The organism is Microbacterium sp. NPDC090007 (genome assembly GCF_044748345.1).
Lineage (GTDB): Bacteria > Actinomycetota > Actinomycetes > Actinomycetales > Microbacteriaceae > Microbacterium.
The window spans coordinates 399,772-420,271 of the sequence record NZ_JBIVFV010000002.1; the positions used below are offsets into that span (position 1 = coordinate 399,772).

17 protein-coding genes are annotated in these 20,500 nt (G+C 69.7%); 6 read left to right on the forward strand and 11 right to left on the reverse strand.

Going from position 1 to position 20,500, the window contains the following annotated elements:
• Positions 1 to 558: 558 nt before the first annotated feature.
• Both ACIPVB_RS10385 and ACIPVB_RS10390 read right to left on the reverse strand, forming a co-directional pair.
• Positions 559 to 6,882 carry an RHS repeat-associated core domain-containing protein gene (locus ACIPVB_RS10385; RefSeq protein ID WP_400368694.1) on the reverse strand — a complete coding sequence of 2,108 codons (6,324 nt, stop codon included), beginning with the start codon at positions 6,880 to 6,882 and terminating at the stop codon, positions 559 to 561.
• Positions 6,882 to 7,499 carry a hypothetical protein gene (locus ACIPVB_RS10390; protein ID WP_400368696.1) on the reverse strand — a complete coding sequence of 206 codons (618 nt, stop codon included), beginning with the start codon at positions 7,497 to 7,499 and terminating at the stop codon, positions 6,882 to 6,884. Before ACIPVB_RS10390 ends, ACIPVB_RS10385 begins: the two co-directional genes overlap by 1 nt.
• Positions 7,500 to 7,714: 215 nt before the next feature.
• Between ACIPVB_RS10390 and ACIPVB_RS10395 the strand changes: the two genes are divergently transcribed.
• Entirely contained in the window at positions 7,715 to 8,275 is a 561-nt protein-coding gene (locus ACIPVB_RS10395) for a Dps family protein (RefSeq protein WP_400368698.1), read from the forward strand.
• 332 nt (positions 8,276 to 8,607) lie between these two features.
• Here the strand turns inward: ACIPVB_RS10395 and ACIPVB_RS10400 are convergent, their stop codons facing one another.
• Together ACIPVB_RS10400 and ACIPVB_RS10405 are read right to left on the reverse strand one after the other, a co-directional pair.
• On the reverse strand, positions 8,608 to 11,199 hold the full coding sequence (locus ACIPVB_RS10400) for a DEAD/DEAH box helicase (RefSeq protein ID WP_400368700.1): 2,592 nt from the start codon (positions 11,197 to 11,199) through the stop codon (positions 8,608 to 8,610).
• 87 nt (positions 11,200 to 11,286) lie between these two features.
• Positions 11,287 to 12,033, reverse strand: a complete 747-nt coding sequence (locus ACIPVB_RS10405) for a hypothetical protein (protein ID WP_400368702.1) — start codon at positions 12,031 to 12,033, stop codon at positions 11,287 to 11,289.
• 89 nt (positions 12,034 to 12,122) lie between these two features.
• Between ACIPVB_RS10405 and ACIPVB_RS10410 the strand changes: the two genes are divergently transcribed.
• Positions 12,123 to 13,157 (forward strand): LLM class flavin-dependent oxidoreductase, encoded by a 1,035-nt coding sequence (locus ACIPVB_RS10410; protein ID WP_400368703.1) that lies wholly within the window; start codon positions 12,123 to 12,125, stop codon positions 13,155 to 13,157.
• Positions 13,158 to 13,208: 51 nt separating this feature from the next.
• Here ACIPVB_RS10410 and ACIPVB_RS10415 read toward each other — a convergent pair whose 3' ends face one another.
• Positions 13,209 to 13,541: a hypothetical protein gene (locus tag ACIPVB_RS10415; protein WP_270354189.1), complete on the reverse strand. Its 333-nt coding sequence runs from the start codon at positions 13,539 to 13,541 to the stop codon at positions 13,209 to 13,211.
• A 99-nt stretch (positions 13,542 to 13,640) separates the two neighbouring features.
• Between ACIPVB_RS10415 and ACIPVB_RS10420 the strand changes: the two genes are divergently transcribed.
• Positions 13,641 to 14,804: a GNAT family N-acetyltransferase gene (locus tag ACIPVB_RS10420; protein ID WP_400368705.1), complete on the forward strand. Its 1,164-nt coding sequence runs from the start codon at positions 13,641 to 13,643 to the stop codon at positions 14,802 to 14,804.
• A 4-nt stretch (positions 14,805 to 14,808) separates the two neighbouring features.
• Here the strand turns inward: ACIPVB_RS10420 and yiaA are convergent, their stop codons facing one another.
• Positions 14,809 to 15,276, reverse strand: a complete 468-nt coding sequence (yiaA, locus tag ACIPVB_RS10425) for an inner membrane protein YiaA (RefSeq protein WP_108320686.1) — start codon at positions 15,274 to 15,276, stop codon at positions 14,809 to 14,811.
• Between the two features lie 231 nt (positions 15,277 to 15,507).
• On the opposite strand from yiaA, the gene ACIPVB_RS10430 reads away from it, so the two are divergent.
• Positions 15,508 to 16,464 (forward strand): NAD-dependent epimerase/dehydratase family protein, encoded by a 957-nt coding sequence (locus ACIPVB_RS10430; protein WP_400368707.1) that lies wholly within the window; start codon positions 15,508 to 15,510, stop codon positions 16,462 to 16,464.
• On the opposite strand, the gene ACIPVB_RS10435 is transcribed toward ACIPVB_RS10430, so the two are convergent.
• The 4 genes from ACIPVB_RS10435 to ACIPVB_RS10450 all read right to left on the reverse strand — a co-directional run bounded on the left by ACIPVB_RS10435 (position 16,461) and on the right by ACIPVB_RS10450 (position 19,324).
• Positions 16,461 to 17,027, reverse strand: a complete 567-nt coding sequence (locus ACIPVB_RS10435; RefSeq protein WP_400368708.1) for a ribonuclease H — start codon at positions 17,025 to 17,027, stop codon at positions 16,461 to 16,463. The two genes, ACIPVB_RS10430 and ACIPVB_RS10435, sit on opposite strands and share 4 nt — an antisense overlap.
• An 86-nt stretch (positions 17,028 to 17,113) precedes the next feature.
• On the reverse strand, positions 17,114 to 18,175 hold the full coding sequence (gene gnd / locus ACIPVB_RS10440) for a phosphogluconate dehydrogenase (NAD(+)-dependent, decarboxylating) (RefSeq protein WP_400368710.1): 1,062 nt from the start codon (positions 18,173 to 18,175) through the stop codon (positions 17,114 to 17,116).
• Between the two features lie 81 nt (positions 18,176 to 18,256).
• Positions 18,257 to 18,790 (reverse strand): bifunctional nuclease family protein, encoded by a 534-nt coding sequence (locus ACIPVB_RS10445; RefSeq protein WP_400368712.1) that lies wholly within the window; start codon positions 18,788 to 18,790, stop codon positions 18,257 to 18,259.
• Between the two features lie 171 nt (positions 18,791 to 18,961).
• Entirely contained in the window at positions 18,962 to 19,324 is a 363-nt protein-coding gene (locus tag ACIPVB_RS10450; RefSeq protein ID WP_400368713.1) for a hypothetical protein, read from the reverse strand.
• 230 nt (positions 19,325 to 19,554) lie between these two features.
• Here ACIPVB_RS10450 and ACIPVB_RS10455 point away from each other — a divergent pair, with 230 nt between their 5' ends.
• Positions 19,555 to 19,836 (forward strand): metal-sensitive transcriptional regulator, encoded by a 282-nt coding sequence (locus ACIPVB_RS10455; protein ID WP_400368715.1) that lies wholly within the window; start codon positions 19,555 to 19,557, stop codon positions 19,834 to 19,836.
• Positions 19,837 to 19,845: 9 nt separating this feature from the next.
• On the forward strand, positions 19,846 to 20,175 hold the full coding sequence (locus ACIPVB_RS10460; RefSeq protein WP_400368717.1) for a heavy-metal-associated domain-containing protein: 330 nt from the start codon (positions 19,846 to 19,848) through the stop codon (positions 20,173 to 20,175).
• A 13-nt stretch (positions 20,176 to 20,188) separates the two neighbouring features.
• On the opposite strand, the gene ACIPVB_RS10465 is transcribed toward ACIPVB_RS10460, so the two are convergent.
• On the reverse strand, positions 20,189 to 20,461 hold the full coding sequence (locus ACIPVB_RS10465) for a hypothetical protein (protein WP_400368719.1): 273 nt from the start codon (positions 20,459 to 20,461) through the stop codon (positions 20,189 to 20,191).
• Positions 20,462 to 20,500 lie beyond the last annotated feature (39 nt).

Here is a 20,500-nt window from a genome sequence, read left to right on the forward strand (position 1 = left end):
GTGGGAGCGACCCACCTCTGTAACTTGCGAGGATGCTCTTCCACTCGATCTCCTCACTCCACGCGTCTCTCTCAGCATTCCGGAGCGCTTCATCGACCTCAGCAAGGCGTATCTACGAGAACGTTACTCGTTGATATCCATTTGCCGTCGGGAGTCGGCCCACTGGAGTCAAATGCAAATCGCGGCCAGATCCCATGCAAATTCTCCCGCGATTCACCGATGTATACCGCCACAGAATCCCCTCTTCGCGGCACATACTCAATCTCCCCGTCGAATTGGACGAGCCCCGGCGGCTCAGCGGTGCCAAATCTCTCAGCGCGAGCCAATGAGAATATTCCTTCGCCACTGATGTCGATTTCATTGTCGCTGCTTCCTGCGGTTACCTCGAGGTACCCAAAGGTTTCGGTCTGCCGGCCGCACCACAGAAAATCGAGCTGACCCCCGGACGACCTCATGAACATGGGAAAGTCATTTGTCGCACTCCATAAACATCCCGATAGCGACAGACAAATGAGACTTGCGATCGCCAGCAGCGCTCGACCTCGCTTTCCACATTTCCTATTGGCAGACTTTGTCATAAGAACCTTCAGCTAGTCCTGCATCAATCTCGAAGTAGTTGATGCAGCCGGTATTGCCCGTCACAATCTGCGATAACCCGGCGTTCACAATATAAGCTTGCAGAAATCCCGCCGCCCCCCAGCCAGCCCACTGTTCAGAGTGCCTCACCTCGTGGTCCATTAGTTCGCGGTCGCGGAGAACCTTCTCCACAGGAGTCTTCGTCACGAACACGTCCCCGAAGGTGGTTCCTCCACCGCCAGGGTTTTGGTCCGCCTCACAAATAATCAAACCGTTAGGAGCGACTACGCATTTTCGGGCCCCCAAGCCGTACGCGATCGCTATTCCAACCGATGTCATTGGAGCGTTCAGCACACGGCGCAAACCGGGTGCCCGCTGCATGAGATCCGTCATACCCACCGACACCGCAACGGTGGGATTTTGGGAAAGTACGCTGGCCATGGCGACGGCCGCTGTGAATCGTGGTGCCTTGCCTCCAGTCGATCCCTCACCAGGATGAGACTCCCCCATCCCCGCCTTGCCTTGAGTGCGGCAACCCCAGTCCATCGGTCCGCAGCCGCGAACGGTCTTGAGGTGGCGGAGCGGCTGGAGCCCGCCTGATCTGGATCGCGGCTGGCTCACAGTTTTCTCGGGAACGGGCCCCCCGGACTGCCCGTCCGTCGTGCCGAGGGTCTGCGCCGAAGGTCGCCCAACCGTCGACCGATGGGCGTTCACACGGTTGAGGATGCGGGTGTGCTCGCGCTGCGCCTCGGTTCGAATGATGGCCGGCGAACGCCCCGATCCCCCGCCCCCGTCGAAGCGGGTGTGCATGAACCCGAACGCATCCGCATACGTCACCGGCGAGTTCTTCACGTACGCGTACCGATTCAGCGATTGCGGGTCACCCAGCTCGCCACGCCATGAATCCGCCTCCAGCCACGACCCCAACGTCGGGTCATAGGAACGCGCGAAGTACTCGTCCAGGCTGAGGCTGGGATCACCGGGCTGACCGTCGTAGCCGACGGTGGCATCCCATCCGGACGTCGCGAAGGTCGCACCCCCGAAGTCGCCGTACGACACCAGGTCGTCGAGTACTCCCTCGCTCGACGCCGTCGCCGTAACGTTCCGGGCGTCGCCGAGAAGCCACGACACCCCCGACGCACCCGACTGCACCAGCGCGTCGCCCGTGGCATCCCGGAGCAGGCTCGACGCCCCGTGACGAGAACTCGCCCCCGCGACCGGCAGCAGCCCGTCCCACGCTCGCGTCGCCTCGTCGGCGCCGAACGCCTCGGTGTCCTCCGAACCGACTCGGCGATCGAGACCGTCGTACACGTATGAGGTGGCTCGGTCCTGCGTCGAGGTCCCGGTCAACCGGCCGGCGGCGTCGTGCGCGAACGTCGTCCGCTGCCCGTCCACGACCGCCGACGACCTCGAGCCCGCCGCGTCGTACGTGTAACTCGCGGCCTCCGACGTGGAGGTCACCCGACCCGCGGCATCCAACGTCGCTGTGACGGCGCGGCCACCGGTCGCCCAGCTGGTTCGGTTGCCGGCGGCGTCGTACCCGTAGCGCGACGTCTCACCGTCCGCCGTAGCCGACCCGATGAGGCGCGCCAGGTCGTCGTAGTCGAACGACTGAGCCGTGGCATCCGTCGTTCCGTCGGGCGCGGTGATCGTGCGCGCCCGCGACGCGACCGACCCGTCACCGTTCCACGAGTAGTCGTACGTGAGCGAAGCGCCGGCTGGCGCTGCCGTCTCGGGAGACGGCAGGGTGCGCCGGTCGAGGTATGCCGCGGTCTTGACGCACTTCTTCACGGCACCCGCCGCGGGGACCGTCCGCTTGTCGAGGTAGTCCGCGACGCCGCGGCATCCATCGACGTGCGTGCCGAGGGAGGGCACAGTGCTCGTCGCAGCAGTCGCCGCAGCATCACCCGCAGCGGGCGGCGTCGCGTGCGACACCCGCATGACCTGACCGACCGCGTCGAAGGCGACCGTCGTCGACACCCCGTTCGGACGCTCGATGCCCGTGCGCCGCCCGACCGCGTCGTAGGCGTACGCGACGTTGCCGAACGGCGTCGACTGCGTCGTCGCGCGGCCGGCGGCGTCATACGTGAACCGGGTGACCGTGCCGTCGGGCAGCGTCGTGGCGGCCGTGAGACCCGTGGCGGTGTACTCGTGCGTGAGCTTCTGGCCGTTCGAGTCGAGCTGCTCGCGCACGCGGCCGACCTCGTCGTAGATCCACCCGGTGACGCCGGTGGGGTCGGTCATCGCGATCGGGCGCTGCTCGGGGTCGTACTCGAACGTGACATTACCGTCGGAGCGGGTGAGAGTGGCGATATCCCCCCGCGCGTCGTACCGGTACGCGGCGATGAGCCCGACCGCGTTCGACTCCCGCTGCAGCCGCCCGGCGGCGTCGTACAGCGTCTCGGTCCGTTCACCCGCGGGGCCGGTCTCGACGATCGGTCGACCCGCCGCGTCGTATGACCAGCCAGTGGTCGCCCCGGTCGGACCGGTGATGCCGGTCAGCAGCCCCGTCGGGCTGTAGGCGTAGGTCGTCGTGACGTTGGTGTCGCTGTCGGTGGGAGCTGCGGCATCCGCCCCCTCGATCACGGTCGTCAGGTTGCCGAGCGCGTCATACCCGTACGTCGTCGTGACGCCGTTCGCGTTCGTCGCACTCGTGCGGCGGCCCGCGCGATCATAGCCGAACCGCTGCTCGGCCCCAAGCGCGTCGACGATACGCACGACGCGACCCACCGCGTCATACTCCACCCGCGTCTCGGCCCCCAAGGGGTCGGTCTCGACGACGACCCGTCCCACCGCGTCGTACGTGGTGTGTGCCACGGCGCCGAGCGGGTCGATGACGCTCGTCGTGCGACCGGCAGCGTCGTACGTGAATGTCGTCCGCCCGCCGTCGGCATCGATGACGGCCGTAATCTGACCGGCGGCGTCGTATTCGTAGCGTTCGACGGCGCCCGTGGCATCCGTCATCGCTACGACCTGGCCCGCCACGTCCACCTCGAAGAGGGTCGAATTGCCGAGACGGTCGATCGTGCCGACGAGGTTGCCGTCGATGTCGTAGACGAACTCGGTCATGTATCCCGCGGGGTCGGTGACCGTAGTCACCCGATCCAGCGCGTCGTACGCGTACGCGGTCACTCCTCCGGCAGCGTCGGTCTCCGTCGCTACACGCCCGACCTCGTCGTACGTCACAGTCGTCGAGACGCCGGTAGGGTCGGTTGTCCGCACGGTTCGACCGAGCTCGTCGAGCTCGAGCGAGGTGACGGCCCCGGCGGCGTCCGTGACGGCGGTCGGGATGCCCGTGGGATCGACCTGCTGCTCCCAGTGGCCCCCGTTCGGATCGACGACGCCGGTCTCGCGGTACGCGGCATCCAGCAGGAGCTGAGTCGTCGCGCCCTCGGGGTCGGTCGTCGAGACGAGATTGTCTTCGCGGTCGTACGCGTACCGCGTCTCCGCTCCGTCCGCCGCGACGTTCGTGACCAGACGCAGCAGGGCGTCCCATTCGTAGCGGGTCATCGCGCCGGTGGCATCCGTCGCCGAGATCAGGTTGTCGGTGCGGTCGTACGCGAACGTCGTCCGAGCGCCGGTCGGGTCGACCGTCGCCACGATGTGGTCCGCGGCGTCCCATTCCCACGTCGTCACCTGGCCCAGGGGGTCGGTTGACGAAACCAACCGGTTGCTCACGTCGTAGGCGTACGCGGTGCGGTGGCCGAGCGGGTCGATGAGCGAGGCGAGGTTGCCACGGGCGTCGTACTCGTAACGGGTCGTCGCTCCCGAAGGCGCGATCGACGCCGAAACATCGCCCCCGGGCGTGTACTCGTACCGCATCGTCGTCCCGTCGGGGCGATCCTCGGCCACCACCAGTCCCCGGTCGTCGTAGGTGTAGGCCCAGGTTCGTCCAATGGCATCGGTGCGGGATGCCACCCGACCCGAGGGCGTGGAGGTGTACAGCGTCTCGTGGCCCGCGGCATCCGTCTCGCTCACCAGATTGCCCACCACGTCGTAGACGTAGCGGGTGATTCGTCCCGCCTCGTCGGTGTGAGAGGTGACGTCGCCCCGGGAATCGAACTCCCAGCGCTCGGTCTGCCCGCTGGGGTTCTCGACGCTCGTGATCCGCGAGCGGTCATCGAAGCCGAAGACCGTCCGCTTTCCTTCGTTGTCGCTGTAGATGGTGCGACCGGGTTCGTAACGGAACGACCGTTCCGTACCTTCGGCGTCACGTTGCGACGTGATACGCCCCTGGTCGTCGTAGACGTTGACGAGATAGGTCGATCCGGCGGGGTCGACAGCGGTGAGCATGCGGTGCGCCGCGTCGTAGGAGAAGGACCGGGTGCCTCCGGCCGCATCGGTGATCGACGTGAGGTTCCCCGCGCCGTCGTAAGCGAGTCGCCACGTGCGTCCGTCGGGCAGCCGGAACGCCGTAATCCGACCCAGGCCATCGTTATCGATCGCGACCGTCTGCCCGGCCGCGTCGGTGACCGCCGTCAGCGGGACGAACTGGTGCGCGTCCGGATCGGCCGGACCGTAGGCGAACGTGGTGGTGGCGCCCGTGGCATCCGTGTGGCTGACGATCTCGCCGACGCCCTCGACGTCACCCGCGTCGAAGACCCACGACGCTCCCTCTCGGTCCGAGAGACGCAGGCGGCCTCCCCCGGCCTCGACGAGGGTGAGGTCGGGGTCGTCAGCCGAGACGAAACCTCCCGCGCCGTCTGCGGTGAAGACGAACGACGCACCGTCGCCGCGCACCGTCAGCACGGAGCCGTCCGAGAACCGCTGCGCCCGTGCGCCGAGGCTGAACGACCAGCCGGCCCCCACACGTGAGAGGCGCCCGTCCTGGGCGTTGTAGACGAGTGTCGCGGCGATCGTCTGCGCGCCGAGCCCGCTCAGCGAGAAGAGGGGGAACGACTCGACGAGGTTGCCGGTCGAGAACGACACCGGATCGGCACCGTAGATCTGGTGATTCTGGTACCCGAGTTGACGCCAGCGGGCCAACTCCGCCTGCGAGGGGGGTGACGGCCACCCTCCCGTCACTGGGTCGGTGCAGTCGAAGCCCGCGGATTCCAGGTAGCCACCGAGAGAACGGAACGCGCCGTCGACAATGCTCCCGAATCCGTAGTCGATCACGGGGCGATCGAAATTGTGGTCGAGGAAGAGCGCCTCGACGTGCGCGTACGCGCCGGGCAGGTCCGCGTACTCCGCGAAGGGGAAATTGCGCGTGGATGCCGCACGCTTCGCCGGGCGACCGGTGTAAGCCGGCATCTGGTCGACGAATGACTGTGCGAGGGTGTTGTCGCCTCCGCGACCCCGCGAGAACGCCATCGAGCCACCCTCGTTCTGCGTGCCCCATGCGAAGCCGCGCAGGGTGTTGAAGCCGAAACCGACGGTGGCGTCGGGGTTCGCTGCGCGGGCGATGCGCGCCCGCGTATCGCGCGAGACGAAGCGGACCCCGGCGGGTCGCGTGACGGTGACGTCCGCACGGCAGCGGTCCGCGAGCATCCCTCGCAGTCGGTCGACAAGATCCCAGTTGTAGGGAAACTCCGAGGCTGGCGCCGGTGTCTGCACCGACCCCTCGTCGTTGTCGGGGTCGAGCACGATCCGCGGACCGCGCGGCGGCTGGAAGGGCGTGCCGATCACGACGAACTGCGACAGGTGGTCGGATTCGCCGCGCACCTCACCCGACTCCTGATCGAAATAGGAAGGCAGGAGAGACCAGGGCTGTCCCGGATCGTGACGGGTGTAGATCCGCAGCGTCGCGGGATCCACGCCTCGCGCGGCGATGCGTTCGGCGTCGACCTGCATCGAGAGCGACAGTCCCGGAATGACGTCGTAGACCGGCGGCTTGCCCTCGTCGTCGGCCGGCGAGATGTCGATGAGCTCCGCCGGGAACGAGGTGAGGCGGTCGCCCGCGGCATCCGTCGCGACGATCTCGACGACATCCGTGACGACCTCGCCCGCCGTCTCGGCCGCAGCGGTCCTGGCTGCCGTGTCCGCTCGGACGGGCTCGCGTGCCTCAAGGGCGACCTCTCGCGGAACCTCGTGGCCCGAGAAATCGGCGCGTAGGCCGAGGGTGTCCGCCTCGAGCGTGGTCGCCACTCCGGGGACGAGGTCCGCCTCGCCCGCCGGAGCGGTCGCTTCTGATGCGGGGGTCGTCGGGGCGGACGGGACCGGAACGGCCGCCTGACGGACGCGGTCCAGCACTTCGGCACGCTGCGACGCGGCCACCTCTGCGGCGGTGGCAGGCGGGTCGGCGACAACCGCACCTCCGACCACGACAGTGGTGATGATGATGATGCTCGCGATCGCGCGCCGCATCACTGCGCCGATCCCGAGTCGGCGCGGCGGCGGCGCGCGCGCACCGCGATGCCAATCGCGAGGGCCGTGGCCCCGAGAAGGGCCGCCCACAGCGCCACGGTGCCGCCCGTCACGGCGAGGTCGTTCACGCTCTTCACGCACGCGGCCAGTTCCGCGGCATCGGAGATCCCGTTCGCGTCGTAGTCCTCCGTCCCGTCGGCGCAGGTGCGGGTTCCGCAGATGACGAACTCGGCCCAGTCGCCGATCCGATCCCCGTCGGCGTCCTCCCTCGCGTTCGAACACGTATCGGACTGGCACACCAGCCGTTCCGCGTAATCGGGGATGCCGTCGCCGTCGCGGTCGGCGGTGGGTACGGCGCACGTAGAGTCGCCGCACGCGGGCACCTCGGTGGCATCCGGGATGCCGTCGCCGTCGCGATCTTCGACGCCGGTCGCGCAGGTCGCCGAGCCGCACACCGCCCGTTCCACGGTGTCCGTGATGTCGTCGCGATCGACGTCGCTCGCCGACGTCCTCTGCGCGAGGGAGAGGGTGTCGGCCACCGCCGCCGGGGCGAGAGCGGCCACGGCCAGGCCGAGACCGAGCACGACGGATAGCGACCAGCGCAAGAAAGTGGGCATGAAGACGGCCTCTCGAAAACGGCGGGGGGCCGTTCCCGACCCTGCCGTCGGTTCGCCGCGCCGATGCGGGAGACCACACGATCACGCGGCGGGACGAGCGCGCTTTCGCCCGGTCTTTCGCCCCGCTAACCCGCCGCCGCCACCCCCGCAACCCCCGGTGGCAGCCGACCCGGCGGCCCTAACGTCGCTGGTGACCGTGAGTGAAAGGAACGCGCATGTCCACCACCACCAAGGACGCCCCCACCAAGAACCGTCGTCGCCCCGCGCGCGGAGGCAGCGGTCCCGAGACCACCGACGAGCAGAACGCCGAGAAGGGCTTCCAAGCCTCTGAGGAGCTCACCGACGCCCTGCAGGCCGTGCTGGTCGACCTGATCGAACTGTCGATCCAGGGCAAGCAGGCGCACTGGAACGTCGTCGGCAAGAACTTCCGCGACACGCACCTGCAGCTGGACGAGATCATCGACGCCGCTCGCGAATTCGGCGACGAGGTCGCCGAGCGCATGCGCTCGCTGCACGCCCTGCCCGACGGCCGCAGCGACACCGTCGCCGAGACCACGACCCTGCCGGAGTTCCCCCAGGGCGAGGTCGACACCGCCGAGGTCATCGACCTGATCACCGAGCGCCTCGACGCTGTCGTGGGCACCGTCCGCGACGTGCACGACGACGTCGACGACGAGGATCCCACGAGCGCCGACATCCTGCACGGCGTGCTGGAGCGTCTCGAGCAGCTGTCGTGGATGGTCAGCGCCGAGAACCGCGTCGCCCGCAAGTCCTGAGCGCGATCGCACACACCGGATGCCGGGGCCTCAGGGCCTCGGCATCCGTCGTTCCCCGGGGACGATGGCGACCTTCCCGGCCTCATGAAACGCGTGGTTTGATTCGGCCAGCCGGCGGTCCATCCGCCGCTCCACCCCGAGATGATGCGCAACCCGCAGAGAACCACCACGGTGGACGTCGAGAGCACCGCTCCGAGGCCAATCAACACCTGATCGGTGTCGAGGTTCACGAGGTGGCGCCGTGCGTCGCAGTCATGAGTGCACCGTGACCGGAACAGCCGTATGTGAACATGGGAATCCGCCGGAGTTCACCCCATCCCTGGGAGAACCCGTCAGAGCCGTAGCACCTCGGTGACCCGCACGATCGCGGTGCCCTCTTCTTCCGAGACGGCGAGGTCGACCTCGGCGCGGATGCGCCAGTCGTGGTCTCCCGCCGGGTCGTCGATGGTCTGCTCGACGCGCCAGATGCCGTCCGATGCCGACGACTCGTCGATCTCGACGAGAGCCGAGGAGCGCGCTGCTCCCCCGGTCCCGATGGAGTCGTGCTCGTCGAAGTAGCGGTCGAGAACGCCGGGCCAATCGACCTCCGCATCGAGTTCGATCAGCTCGTCGTCGCGCTGCAACGCCGCGAGCTGCACGCGGCGGAACATCTCGTTGCGCACGAGCACGACGAACGCGCGCCGGTTCGTCAGGATCGACGGCGGGGCCGGCGGCACGACGGGGGCGTCCGGGTCGTCCGCCGGATTGATCAGCTGTTCCCACTCGTCGACCAGGCTCGAGTCCACCTGCCGTACGAGCTCGCCGAGCCACGCGATCAGGTCGAGCAGGTCGGGCGTCTGCGCGTCCACCGGCACCGTCTGGCGGATCGCCCGGTAGGCGTCGCTGAGGTAGCGCAGCACCAGACCCTCGCTGCGGGCGAGCTGGTACAGCGAGACGTACTCGCCGAACGAGCAGGCCCGCTCGAACATGTCGCGCACGACCGACTTGGGCGACAGCTCGAAGTCGCGGATCCACGGCTGACTCGACGCGAACACCTCGTATGCCTGAGCGAGCAGCTCGTCCAGGGGCTTCGGCCAGGTGATCTCTTCGAGCAGCTCCATGCGCTCGTCGTACTCGATGCCCTCGCGCTTCATCGCGGCCACGGCCTCGCCGCGCGCGCGGAACTGCTGCTGCGACAGGATCGGGCGCGGATCGTCGAGGGTCGCCTCGATGACGCTGACGACGTCGAGCGCGTAGTGCCCGGTACCGACCGACGACGCGGGGGCCGCGGCATCCGGAGCCCTTCCGAGCTCCACCTCGGGGTCGAGCATCTCGATCGCGGCGAGCGCGAAGGGCGACAGCGGCTGGTTCAGCGCGAAGTTGGGCTGCAGATCGACGGTGAGCCTGATGCGCGAACCGCCAGGAACTGTCGCTCCTGAGCCACCGGAAGCGACGAGATCCGTCGACTCGCTCGCGGGGACGACCTCCACCACGCCGGCCTGCACCAGGGTGCGGAAGATCGCGAGGGCCCGGCGGGCGAGTTCGTACCGGCGGGCGCGGGGCTCGTGGTTGTCGAACACCAGCGAGCGGACGTTGCCGAACACGTCTCCGCCGCGCGCGATGACGTTGATGAGCATCGCGGCGGTGAGCTTCATCTGCGGCTGCAGCGGCTCGGGCTCGGCGGCGACGAGGCGGTCGTAGCTCTGCTCGGTCCAGTTGACGAAGCCCTGCGGCGCCTTCTTGCGGACGATCTTCTTCTGCTTCTTGAGGTCGTCGCCGGCCTTGAGGATTTGCGCGGCGTTCTCGATCTCGTGATCCGGCGCCATGACGACGACGGTCCCGGCGGTGTCGTAGCCGGCGCGGCCCGCGCGACCGGCGATCTGATGGAACTCGCGCGCCGAGAGCTGCCGCATGCGCGTGCCGTCGTACTTCGTCAGCGCGGTCATGAGCACCGTGCGGATCGGCACGTTGATGCCGACACCGAGGGTGTCCGTTCCGCAGATGACGCGCAGCAGCCCCCGCTGCGCGAGCGTTTCGACTAGGCGGCGGTACCGCGGCAGCATCCCCGCGTGGTGGACACCGATGCCGGCGCGCACGTAGCGCGACAGCGTCTTTCCGAACCCCGTGGTGAAGCGGAAACCCCCGATCGCCTCGGCGATCTCGTCGCGCTGCTCACGGCCGATGATTCGGATCGACGACAACGCCTGCGCGCGTTCCATGGCCGCTGCCTGCGAGAAGTGCACGACGTAGATCGGCGCCTGCCGGGTGTCGAGCAGCTCCTGCACCGTCTCGTGCACGGGCGTGCGCGCATACTCGAAGTGCAGGGGCACAGGACGCTCGACGCCCGTCACGCGGGCGGTCGCGCGCCCGGTGCGCCGCGAGAGGTCGTCGGCGATGTCGGTGACGTCGCCCAGGGTGGCCGACATGAGGATGAACTGCGCGCGGGCCAGCAGCAGCAGCGGCACCTGCCACGCCCACCCGCGGTCGGCCTCGCCGTAATAGTGGAACTCGTCCATGACGACCTGGTCCACGTCGGCGTCGACCCCCTGCCGCAGCGCGAGGTTGGCCAGGATCTCCGCCGTGCAGCAGATGATCGGCGCGTCCGCGTTGACCGACGAGTCGCCTGTGACCATCCCGACGTTCTCGGCGCCGAAGATGTCGACCAGCGCGAAGAATTTCTCGCTCACGAGCGCCTTGATCGGCGCCGTGTAGTAGCTGCGGCCTCCTCGCGACAGGGATGCCGCGTGCGCGGCGACCGCGACGAGCGACTTGCCCGTCCCGGTGGGCGTGGAGAGGATGACGTTCGCGCCCGAGACGATCTCGATGATCGCTTCGTCCTGGGCGGGGTAGAGCGTGAGCCCACGGGACGCCGCCCATTCGACGAAGCCCAGGTAGGCGGCATCCGGGTCGGCGCCGACGGGCACGTGGTCGAGGAGGGAGGTCACTCCCCCAGCCTCTCATCCGCGGGCTGCTCCGACGGCAGTGCCCGGGTCCTCGACGACGCCGTGCGCCGCGGGAGAGGCCGCGCAGTCTCATCCGCGGTCGCTGAACACTCCCACGTTGTCGCCGTCGTAGACGAATTGCACACTCGTGCCGATCGGGAAACGCTCGACGAAGGCCGACGGCATCCCCTCGGCGACGACGAACTCGACCGTCGCCGGGAACACGCCCGCCCCGCATCCGCCGTAGACGAAGTTCCCACCGATCCCGCGGCCGTCCTCGCGGCTCACCTCGTCTGTGTCGAGCAGGTAAAGGCAGGGATTGCGATTGTCGGTCGCGTCGGTGCGCACGAGCCCGACGAAGGCCGTCACGCCGTAGTAGTCCTGGAAGGCCCGCTCCGCACCGGTGCGCTGGCCGAAGACGGCGGGGGTCTCGGCGTCGGGATCGGGCACGAGGGTGTCGACCTGCGGCGCACCGGCCACGCCCGTGACGGGGACGAACGACACCCCCAGCGCGGTCGCCGCGCTGGCCACGGCCGTCACGGCCGCCAGCGAGAGAGCCCACGCCCACAACGCGCGACGCGAACGCACGAGCGGGCGCCGAGGCCGGGGGTCCTCGTCCTCGCCGGCGGGGTCGTCCGCGGCCGCGGTATCCGGGTCGACGGATGCCGCAGGCTGCGGGCCGGGCGGAGCGGGATCGGGAGCGAGTGCCGCAGTACGCACCTGCTCCTCGAGGTGACGCAGCCGTTCGAGCGCGATCGGGTCGTCGGCCAGGTCCGCGTCGGGACCGTAGGCCCGCGCGCGCAGACGCTCCAGCTCATCTCGCACGCCGTCGTCCATTCACAAAATGGTTCCACACCCGCGCCCCACAGGGGTCGTTCTCGGTACATGCGCGGGAATAGATCGAATCGCATCGCGTTGCAGGTGTCATGCGCTCCTTCGGCACACTCTCCTTCGGCCACTACGGCCCCCTCGGCGGCGGGCACCACCTGTCGGCCGGCGACTCGATGCTCCAGGCGATCGACCTCGCCCAGGGCATGGACGACCTCGGGGTCAACGGCATCTCGTTCCGCGTGCATCATTTCGCGCGTCAGCAGGCAGCTCCCATGCCGCTGCTGGCGGCGATCGCCGCCCGCACCTCGCGCATCGAGGTGGGCACGGGGGTCATCGACATGCGGTACGAGAACCCGCTCATGCTCGCCGAGGAGGCGGCATCCGTCGATCTGATCAGCGGGAACCGACTCGCCCTCGGCGTCAGCCGCGGCTCACCCGAGACGGTCGTCCGCGGATACGAGGCGTTCGGCTACACGGGCTCTCAAGACCCGCGCGGCGGCGACATCGCCCGCGAGCACTTCGACCTCTTCCTGCGCGCGATCGACGGCGAGGGCCTGGCCGAACGCGACCCGATGAGCCCCTTCGACGGCGGTACCGGGCTGCAGCGCATCGAGCCGCACTCCCCGGGGCTGCGCACGCGCATCTGGTGGGGCGCCGGCACGACCGCGACCGCCGAGTGGGCCGGCCGACTCGGCGTCAATCTGATGTCGTCGACGCTGCTGACCGAGGCCGACGGCACGCCCTTCGACCTCCTGCAGGCTCAGCAGCTCGACGCTTTCCGCGCCGCGTGGCGCGAGGCGGGACACGCCGGCGAGCCGCGCACCTCGGTGAGCCGCAGCATCTTCCCGATCGTGACGGCGGAGGACGAGATGTACTTCGCCGGCTCGGCCGGCAGCGACCAGATCGGCGTCATCGACGGTATGCGCTCCACCTTCGGAAAGACGTACGCCGCGACCCCCGACGTCCTCGTCGAGCAGCTGCAGAACGACGCCGCGGTGATGAGTGCGGACACCCTCATGCTGACGATCCCGTCGCAGATGGGCGTGGAGTTCAACCTGCGCCTGGTCGAGAATTTCGCGAGGCACGTCGCTCCCGCCCTCGGCTGGCGATCGACGCTCGCGACGGTCTGAGCGAACCCCCGAACGGAAGCGTCTGTGTACTGCGGCCTGACGCGGCCCTCCTCAGACCCGGGAGCGGGCGACCGTCTGCGAAACGAGGTACTCGCCCCACGCGACGGCGTAGGCACCGAGTGACGCCCACACCCACGCGGAGGAGAGGATGCCGGCGAGCCCCATCAGCGCCGCGACCGTCAACACCACCACGACGGCGAGCACCGGAACGGCCGCGCGCGCGCCGACCACCGCACCGCCCCCGCGCCAGATGACCAGCAGCGCACCCGCCGTCGCCACCAACAGGATGACCGGGGTGAACCAGGGGCCGAGGGCGCCCATCGTGACGGCGGCACCGATCCCCGCGATCGACAACGACGCGGTGCGGATCGCACGGGTGGACACGGAGGTCGAGGCAGTCGAGATGGTGGGCTCCTCAGAAGAACGGATCGTTCACTCCAGCCTAGACAGCGCGTCCGTGCCGGGACTGTCTACGGTGGGCGGATGGGAATCACCCTCGCGCGCATGGATCCGGCCGGCATCGACGGTGCCGCACTCGCATCGTTCCTGACGACGCAGGTCTTCCCCTTCCACGTCCGCCCGCGATGGGCGGCGGCTCAGGTCCGCGCGTCCATCGACGACGGCGCGTGGCACGGCGACGCGGTCGCGACGTTCTGGATCGACGACGACCGGGACGGCCGCGTCGGCGTGCTCCGTCTCGATGATCTCGACGATGCCACGGCGATGATCGATCTGCGCCTCGCCGACGACGCCCGGGGTCGGGGGCACGGTTCCGCCGCGCTTCGGATCGCCACCGACCTCGTCTTCTCGCGGTATCCCGCGGTCATCCGGTTCGAGGGCCAGACCCGCGAGGACAACGTCGCGATGCGGCGGGTCTTCGAGCGGTGCGGGTGGGTGCACGAGGCCTTCTACCGCGACGGCTGGCCGGTCGAGGGCGCGGAGCCGGTGGCATCCGTCGCCTACAGCGTGCTTCGCCGCGACTGGGCGACCGGCATGTCGACGCCCGTGCCGCGCAATCCCGAGGTGACCCTCACCGGAGAGCTGCGGTGCGCCAACGCCGCCGAGGCGGAGCGCGTAAACGCCCACCTCGACGAGCACCTCGCCCTGACCCGCGCCGAGCCGGGATGCCTCTCGTTCGACGTGGCCCCCGCCGAGAGCGAAGGAATTTGGCGCGTGTCCGAGCGCTTCGTCGACGAAGCGGCGTTCGACGCGCATCAGCGGCGCGTCGCGACGAGCACGTGGGGACGAGAGACCGCGGGGATCGAGCGCTCCTACGTCATCCGCGGCAGGGCTCGGGATGCCGAGAGCCTCGCCGCCGCGGCCTGGTCCGCCGAGGAGCGTCTGCTGAACCCTGCCGTGCGCGCCGATCCGCGGCAGGTCACCGCCCTGCTCGATCCCTCGTTCGTGGAGATCGGTCAGTCCGGTCGCCGGTGGACACGGGACGCGATCGTCGCCGCCCTGCGGGAAGACGCGGGGGCGGACGACGCTCCCGAGATCCGCGAGAAGGAGAGTCGCCTCGTCGGCCCCGACAACGTGCTGCTCACCTACCTGCTGCGGTTCGAGGACCGCGTCAGCCGCCGATCGTCCCTCTGGCGGTTCGACCCCGCACCGCGGTGCCTGTTCCACCAGGGGACGCCGGTCGCCTGAGGCGTCAGCCGATGGTCGGGTATCCGGGGTGCTCGACGGGTGCGGGATCGGGGTGCACCGAGCGGAAGGCGGCGAGGTCGCGGACGTTCTTCTGCACCGCGACGACGGCGAAGAGGCTCATGGCGAAACCGATGCCGTAGAACCCTTTCTCGGAGAGCAGCAGGTCGGCGTTCCACAGTCCGACCGACATGAGGGCGAGGGCCACGAGCAGCATTCCCCACGCGACGCCGAGATAGGCGCCCGTGACCGGGACGTCCTCCGCGCGGTCGCGGACGGCCTTCTGCACCGAGATTGCCGCGAAGAGCCCGAGGAGGAAGACCGCGAGGTAGAAGCCCTTCTCCGAGAGCGCCATCTGCGCGTTGTACAGCCCGATGAAGTACACCGAGGCACCCAGGCCGAGGGCCACCCACGAAGCCCCCACGAACGCTGCGGTCGGTCGGCCCAGCTGGTGATGAGTACGTACGTCGGTCATGTTCCACTCCTTCGTCGAGTCCCCCCACGGAGACATATGCCGTGGCCGAGAAGCTAGCGGAAGGCGTATGCCGGATCGGCGATGAACGCCGGATTCAGGGGCCCGGGCGGCCGCCCTCGCGACGAGATCACCCTCCCGGTCACCCGCTCCCCCGTTCATCACGGCCCCGGCCCCGTCCGCCGTCCGCGAAATCACTCGCTCGGACCGGCCGCCGATGGTGGACTGAGCCCCATGCGACAGGTGCTCGTCCTCGGGGGAACCGCGTGGCTCGGTCGCGCCGTCGCGGCGCACGCCGTCGCGCAGGGCGCCGAGGTGACGTGCCTGGCCCGCGGCGAATCCGGCGACGCGCCGCGTGGCGCCCGGCTGATCCGCGCCGACCGGCAGGACCCGACGGCGTACGACGCCGTGCGGCGCGACTGGGACGAGGTCGTCGAACTCTCGTGGGACCCCGGGTTCGTGGCATCCGCCCTCGACTCCCTCGCCGACCACGCCGCGCATTGGACCCTGGTGTCGAGCGTCTCGGTCTACGCCCGTTCCGACGCCCCCTTCGCCGACGAGACGGCGGAGCTGGTCGAGCCGGCCGATCTCGAGCAGTACGCGGATGCCAAGGTGCACGCCGAACGGCTCACCTCGACGGCCGTGGGCGAGCGCGCCCTGCTGGCCCGGGCGGGGCTGATCGTCGGTCCCGGCGACCCGACCGACCGATACGGCTACTGGCCCGCCCGCTTCGCCCGCGGCGGGCGGGTCCTCGTCCCCGACGCGACCGACCGCTGGGTTCAGGCGATCGACGTCGACGATCTCGCGGCGTGGATCGTGTCGGCGGGACCCGCCGGGATCACCGGACCGGTGAATGCGGTCGGCGAAGCCCTCCCCCTCGCCGCGGTGCTCGCGTCCGCGCGAGACGCCGCCGCGGCGGACGGCGAGACCGTCGTCGTCGAGGACGACGTTCTGACCGCTCGCGGCGTCGCCTTCTGGGCGGGGCCCCGCTCACTGCCGCTCTGGCTGCCCCGCGACGCCGACGGCTTCGCCCGCCGAGGCGACTCGATGTTCGTGGCATCCGGCGGTAGACGCCGGTCGCTCTCCGAGACGATGCGCAGAACCCTTCGGGACGAGCGCGAGCGCGGGATCGACCGCCCGCGACGGGCGGGCCTGACGCCCGCCGAAGAGACCGAGGTGCTCGCCGGCTAGCGGCCGTTGCGGTCGGCGGCCGAGCGCGGGGGCGCCGAGGCGACCTCGAGCTTGTCGAGTCCGCGCAGCGACGTCCAGATGAGTTCCTCGCCCTTCGCCGCGTGCTGCGAGGCCCGCACGGCGCGCTCGTCGGCCCACGAGTTGAGCACGTGGCCGGAGTGCCCGCGCACGTGTTCGAGGACGACGTCGGGCAGGCCCGCGGCCCGCCGCGCGTCGCGCGCGGCGATGAGCGCCTCGAGGATGCCCTGGTTGGCGACGGGCTTCTTGGCGCTCGTCACCCAGCCTCGGCGACGATGGCCGTCCATCCACGACGAATAGGTGTCGATGGCGTACTTCGAGTCGGCCTGCACGACGAGCTCGCGCACGTCGGCGTGGTCGGTGATCGCGTACAGCAGGCCCAGCAGCTCGCCGATGTTGTTGGTGCCCGAGGGGATGGAGCCCGCGGCCCAGTGCCCGTCTTCGCCGACCCACGCCCAGCCGGCGGGGCCGGGGTTGCCCTTGCAGGCACCGTCGGTGGCGACGACGTAGCGGTCGGACGGGGAGGACGGATCGGCACTGCTCATCCCTCTAGTGTCCCCCGCGACGCGCGGCTCGACGAACGACGCCCCCGACGTCTCGGATGCTCGACGGCGGGGGCGCCGGGCACTGATCAGTCGCGTCCGCTCTCGGCCTTCTTCTGCCCGGCCTCGAGCACGTCACCGGCGGGGAGCTCCTGGTGTCCGCCGAACTGCAGGCGCATCGCCGACAGCACCTGATTGGCGAAATGGTCCTCGCCGCGCGAGGCGAAGCGCTCGAACAGAGAGGCCGCCAGCACGGGCACGGGGACGCCCGTGTCGACGGCCGCCTTCACCGTCCAGCGCCCCTCGCCCGAGTCCGACACCCGCCCGGCGAGGCCGTCGAGCGTCGGGTTCTGCGCGAGGGCGGCGGCGGTCAGGTCGAGCAGCCACGACGAGATGACCGACCCGCGCCTCCACAGTTCGGTGACCCGGGCGGTGTCGATGTCGAACTGGTAGTACTCCGGTTCCTCGAGCGGGGCGACCTCGGCGGAATGCTCGCCCTGGCGAAGCCCCGCATCGGCGTTGTTCAGGACGTTCAGCCCCTCGGCGAGGGCGGCCATGATGCCGTACTCGATGCCGTTGTGCACCATCTTCACGAAGTGCCCGGCACCCGACGGCCCGCAGTGCAGGTACCCGCGCTCCTCGGTGGTGTACTCCCCCGTGCGGCCGGGAGTGCGCTCGACCTCTCCCGGTCCCGGGGCGATGGTGCGCAGCACCGGCTCGAGGTGGGCGACGGCTTCGTCGTGACCGCCGACCATGAGGCAGTATCCGCGCTCGAGGCCGAACACGCCGCCGCTGGTGCCGACGTCGACGTAGTGGATGCCGCTGCCGTCGAGCGTGCGGGCCCGGCGCACGTCGTCGCGGTAGTTCGAGTTGCCGCCGTCGATGATGATGTCGCCCGGCTCGAGCACCTCGGCCACCTGGTCGACGACTTTGCCGGTCAGGCCCGCCGGGATCATGAGCCACACGGCACGCGGCTTCTGCAGCTTCGAGGCGAGGTCGGCGATGCTGGTTGCCCCGGTCGCGCCCTCTGCGACGAGGGCGGCGACGGCATCCTGATTGACGTCGAAGACGACGCAGTCGTGACCGTCCTTCATCAGCCGGCGCACGATGTTGGCGCCCATCCGTCCGAGTCCGACCATGGCGAGTTGCATCAGTTCCCCGTTCGTCGTGGGTGGATACCGCCGCGCGCGGCCCCCACGCGAGTCTAGAAGCGCGCGAGGAGGTCCGGTCCGTCAGCCCTGGAAGTCGTCGGGGTCGACGTCGTCGAGGAATCGCCGGAACTCGGCGACCCGCTCCTCTTCGGCCCGCGGATCGCCGGACGCGGGCCCCGCGGGACCGGAGTCGGCCAGCTCGACCGCGTCGTCGGGGACCCCGGCCTCGTCGAACACGGCATCGGCGACCCACACCGGGGCGTCCACCCGCGCGCCGAGGGCGATCGCGTCCGACGGGCGGGCATCGAAAGTGCGCGGGCCCGCGGGGGTGTCGAGCACGACCCGCGCGTGGAAGGTGCCCTCGTCGAGGTGGGTGATCTCGACACGCGACACGGACGCCGACAGCTCGCCGAGCATCGCGGTCATCAGATCATGGGCCAGCGGGCGGGGACTGCCCGTCCCCTCGATGGCGACGAGGATCGACATTGCCTCCTGAGCCCCGATCCACACCGGCAGGACGCGCTCGCCGTCGGCGGCGGTGTCGGACGGGGTGAGCAGGATGACGTGCTGCTGGGCGGGATCCAGGGCGACGCCGACCACTCGTACCCGGATCATCCCCCCATCGTACGGGCGGACTTCCCGACGCGGACGGCGACGACGAGGTCGGCCACAGAACGGGACGCCGAGGCGACACCGTCACCGCGGGACGGTGCACGACCGCCTCAGCGCAGGACGCCGAGGCGCCGTCCGCTCGACACGGCGGCGGTGCGCGAGGTCACCCCGCGTTCACCACCCGAACGCGTTGAACCACTCGCGACGCCGATCGGCCTCGGTGCGCGACTCGTCGCCCCGCCACGAGTCGTGCGCCGACAGCGTCGCGTCGTCGGTCAGCGCCACGAACGCCCAGCACACCGGGCACACGGCGCGGCCGTACGGAAACCCGTCCGGCAGCGTCGGAGCCGGTTGCGCCGGTGCCCCCGCCCCGGCGCACGCGGGCGGGTCGGCCTGCAGATCACTCCACAGCAGCCGTCCGCCGGTGCGGTGGTGCAGGCCGCGGTGGCCGTCCTCACGCGTGCAGATCTCGCCGTTTCGTCGGCTGAGACACAGCCTCCGGGCGGCGCCCGGGAGCTGCGCCAGTGTTCGCGTCATCCTTCGATTCTCGCCGCTGCGAGCGCAACGGGGGCAGGTGCGGGATGCGGACGGGGCGGTGCGGTCCGGTGGGGAAAGGTTCCGTGGTCATCGTCGACCACCACCAGTACGACGAAAGAGCATGTCGACCTCCTGATGCCTCGAGAATCCGTCATCGGGCGCGTCCCGCCGAGGGGGTTGACACCTCCGGCGACCGTGCTAGAGATACCCCATGGGGGTATAGTCGGCGCATGCACGGATACGAGGCCCACAAAGAGGATCTCCTGAAGCGGTTGCGTCGCGCCGAGGGGCAGGTCCGTGGCATCGCCCGCATGATCGACGACGACCAGTACTGCATCGACATCCTCACGCAGGTGTCCGCGGTGACGAAGGCCCTCGAGAACGTCGCGCTCTCGCTGCTCGACGACCACCTCTCTCATTGCGTCGCCGAGGCGGCCGCGCGGGGCGGACCCGTCGCCGAAGAGAAGCTCAAAGAAGCCAACCAGGCCATCGCCCGCCTGGTCCGATCCTGAGGAGACCCCATGACCGAACAGCGCATCGACCTCGGCCTCACGGCATCCACCGCTCCGAGCGGAGGATGCGGTGACTCCTGCGGGTGCGGGCACGCGGGCGTACCGACGAGCGCGACGGCCGCCCCCGCGTCGCAGGAACTGCGCGTCGAGGGGATGACCTGTGCACACTGCGTGCGCGCCGTCACCGACGAGCTGAACGCCGTCGAAGGCGTGGAGGTCGTCGACGTCGACCTGCGCGCGGGCGGGGTCACGACGGTGCGCATCTCGACGAACGGCGCCGTGAGCACCGAAGACCTCGCGGCCGCCGTGGACGAGGCCGGATACACGCTCTCGCGATGAGCGACCGGGGCGGTCAGGGTGTCTGCCGCACCAGGACGTCCACCGCGGCGTGGAAGGTGACGTGCTGCGACACCTCGACCGCACGGTCGTAGCGCTGTCCCCCCAGGGCGACGAAGACGGCTCCGACCACCTCGACGTACCCGACGATCACACCGGCGCGTGCCACCTCGTACAGATCGAGGTCGATGCGCGTCCAGGGGATCTCGGAGAGGACCGGCGGGATGACGGCGGGCGCCGTCGGGGCCTTCTGCGATCCCCGGCGGCTGAGAGGTGCTTCCATGACCATGTGGGACTCCTTGGGTCGAACCGGGGTCCTTTCACAGTG

Bases quoted from the DNA above. Each gene is read 5' to 3' on its own strand.
- ACIPVB_RS10385 (WP_400368694.1), bottom strand. From the start codon at position 6,882: ATGCGGCGCGCGATCGCGAGCATCATCATCATCACCACTGTCGTGGTC.
- ACIPVB_RS10390 (WP_400368696.1), bottom strand. From the start codon at position 7,499: ATGCCCACTTTCTTGCGCTGGTCGCTATCCGTCGTGCTCGGTCTCGGC.
- ACIPVB_RS10395 (WP_400368698.1), top strand. From the start codon at position 7,715: ATGTCCACCACCACCAAGGACGCCCCCACCAAGAACCGTCGTCGCCCC.
- ACIPVB_RS10405 (WP_400368702.1), bottom strand. From the start codon at position 12,033: ATGGACGACGGCGTGCGAGATGAGCTGGAGCGTCTGCGCGCGCGGGCC.
- ACIPVB_RS10410 (WP_400368703.1), top strand. From the start codon at position 12,123: ATGCGCTCCTTCGGCACACTCTCCTTCGGCCACTACGGCCCCCTCGGC.
- ACIPVB_RS10420 (WP_400368705.1), top strand. From the start codon at position 13,641: ATGGGAATCACCCTCGCGCGCATGGATCCGGCCGGCATCGACGGTGCC.
- yiaA (WP_108320686.1), bottom strand. From the start codon at position 15,276: ATGACCGACGTACGTACTCATCACCAGCTGGGCCGACCGACCGCAGCG.
- ACIPVB_RS10430 (WP_400368707.1), top strand. From the start codon at position 15,508: ATGCGACAGGTGCTCGTCCTCGGGGGAACCGCGTGGCTCGGTCGCGCC.
- ACIPVB_RS10435 (WP_400368708.1), bottom strand. From the start codon at position 17,027: ATGAGCAGTGCCGATCCGTCCTCCCCGTCCGACCGCTACGTCGTCGCC.
- gnd (WP_400368710.1), bottom strand. From the start codon at position 18,175: ATGCAACTCGCCATGGTCGGACTCGGACGGATGGGCGCCAACATCGTG.
- ACIPVB_RS10445 (WP_400368712.1), bottom strand. From the start codon at position 18,790: ATGATCCGGGTACGAGTGGTCGGCGTCGCCCTGGATCCCGCCCAGCAG.
- ACIPVB_RS10450 (WP_400368713.1), bottom strand. From the start codon at position 19,324: ATGACGCGAACACTGGCGCAGCTCCCGGGCGCCGCCCGGAGGCTGTGT.
- ACIPVB_RS10455 (WP_400368715.1), top strand. From the start codon at position 19,555: ATGCACGGATACGAGGCCCACAAAGAGGATCTCCTGAAGCGGTTGCGT.
- ACIPVB_RS10460 (WP_400368717.1), top strand. From the start codon at position 19,846: ATGACCGAACAGCGCATCGACCTCGGCCTCACGGCATCCACCGCTCCG.
- ACIPVB_RS10465 (WP_400368719.1), bottom strand. From the start codon at position 20,461: ATGGTCATGGAAGCACCTCTCAGCCGCCGGGGATCGCAGAAGGCCCCG.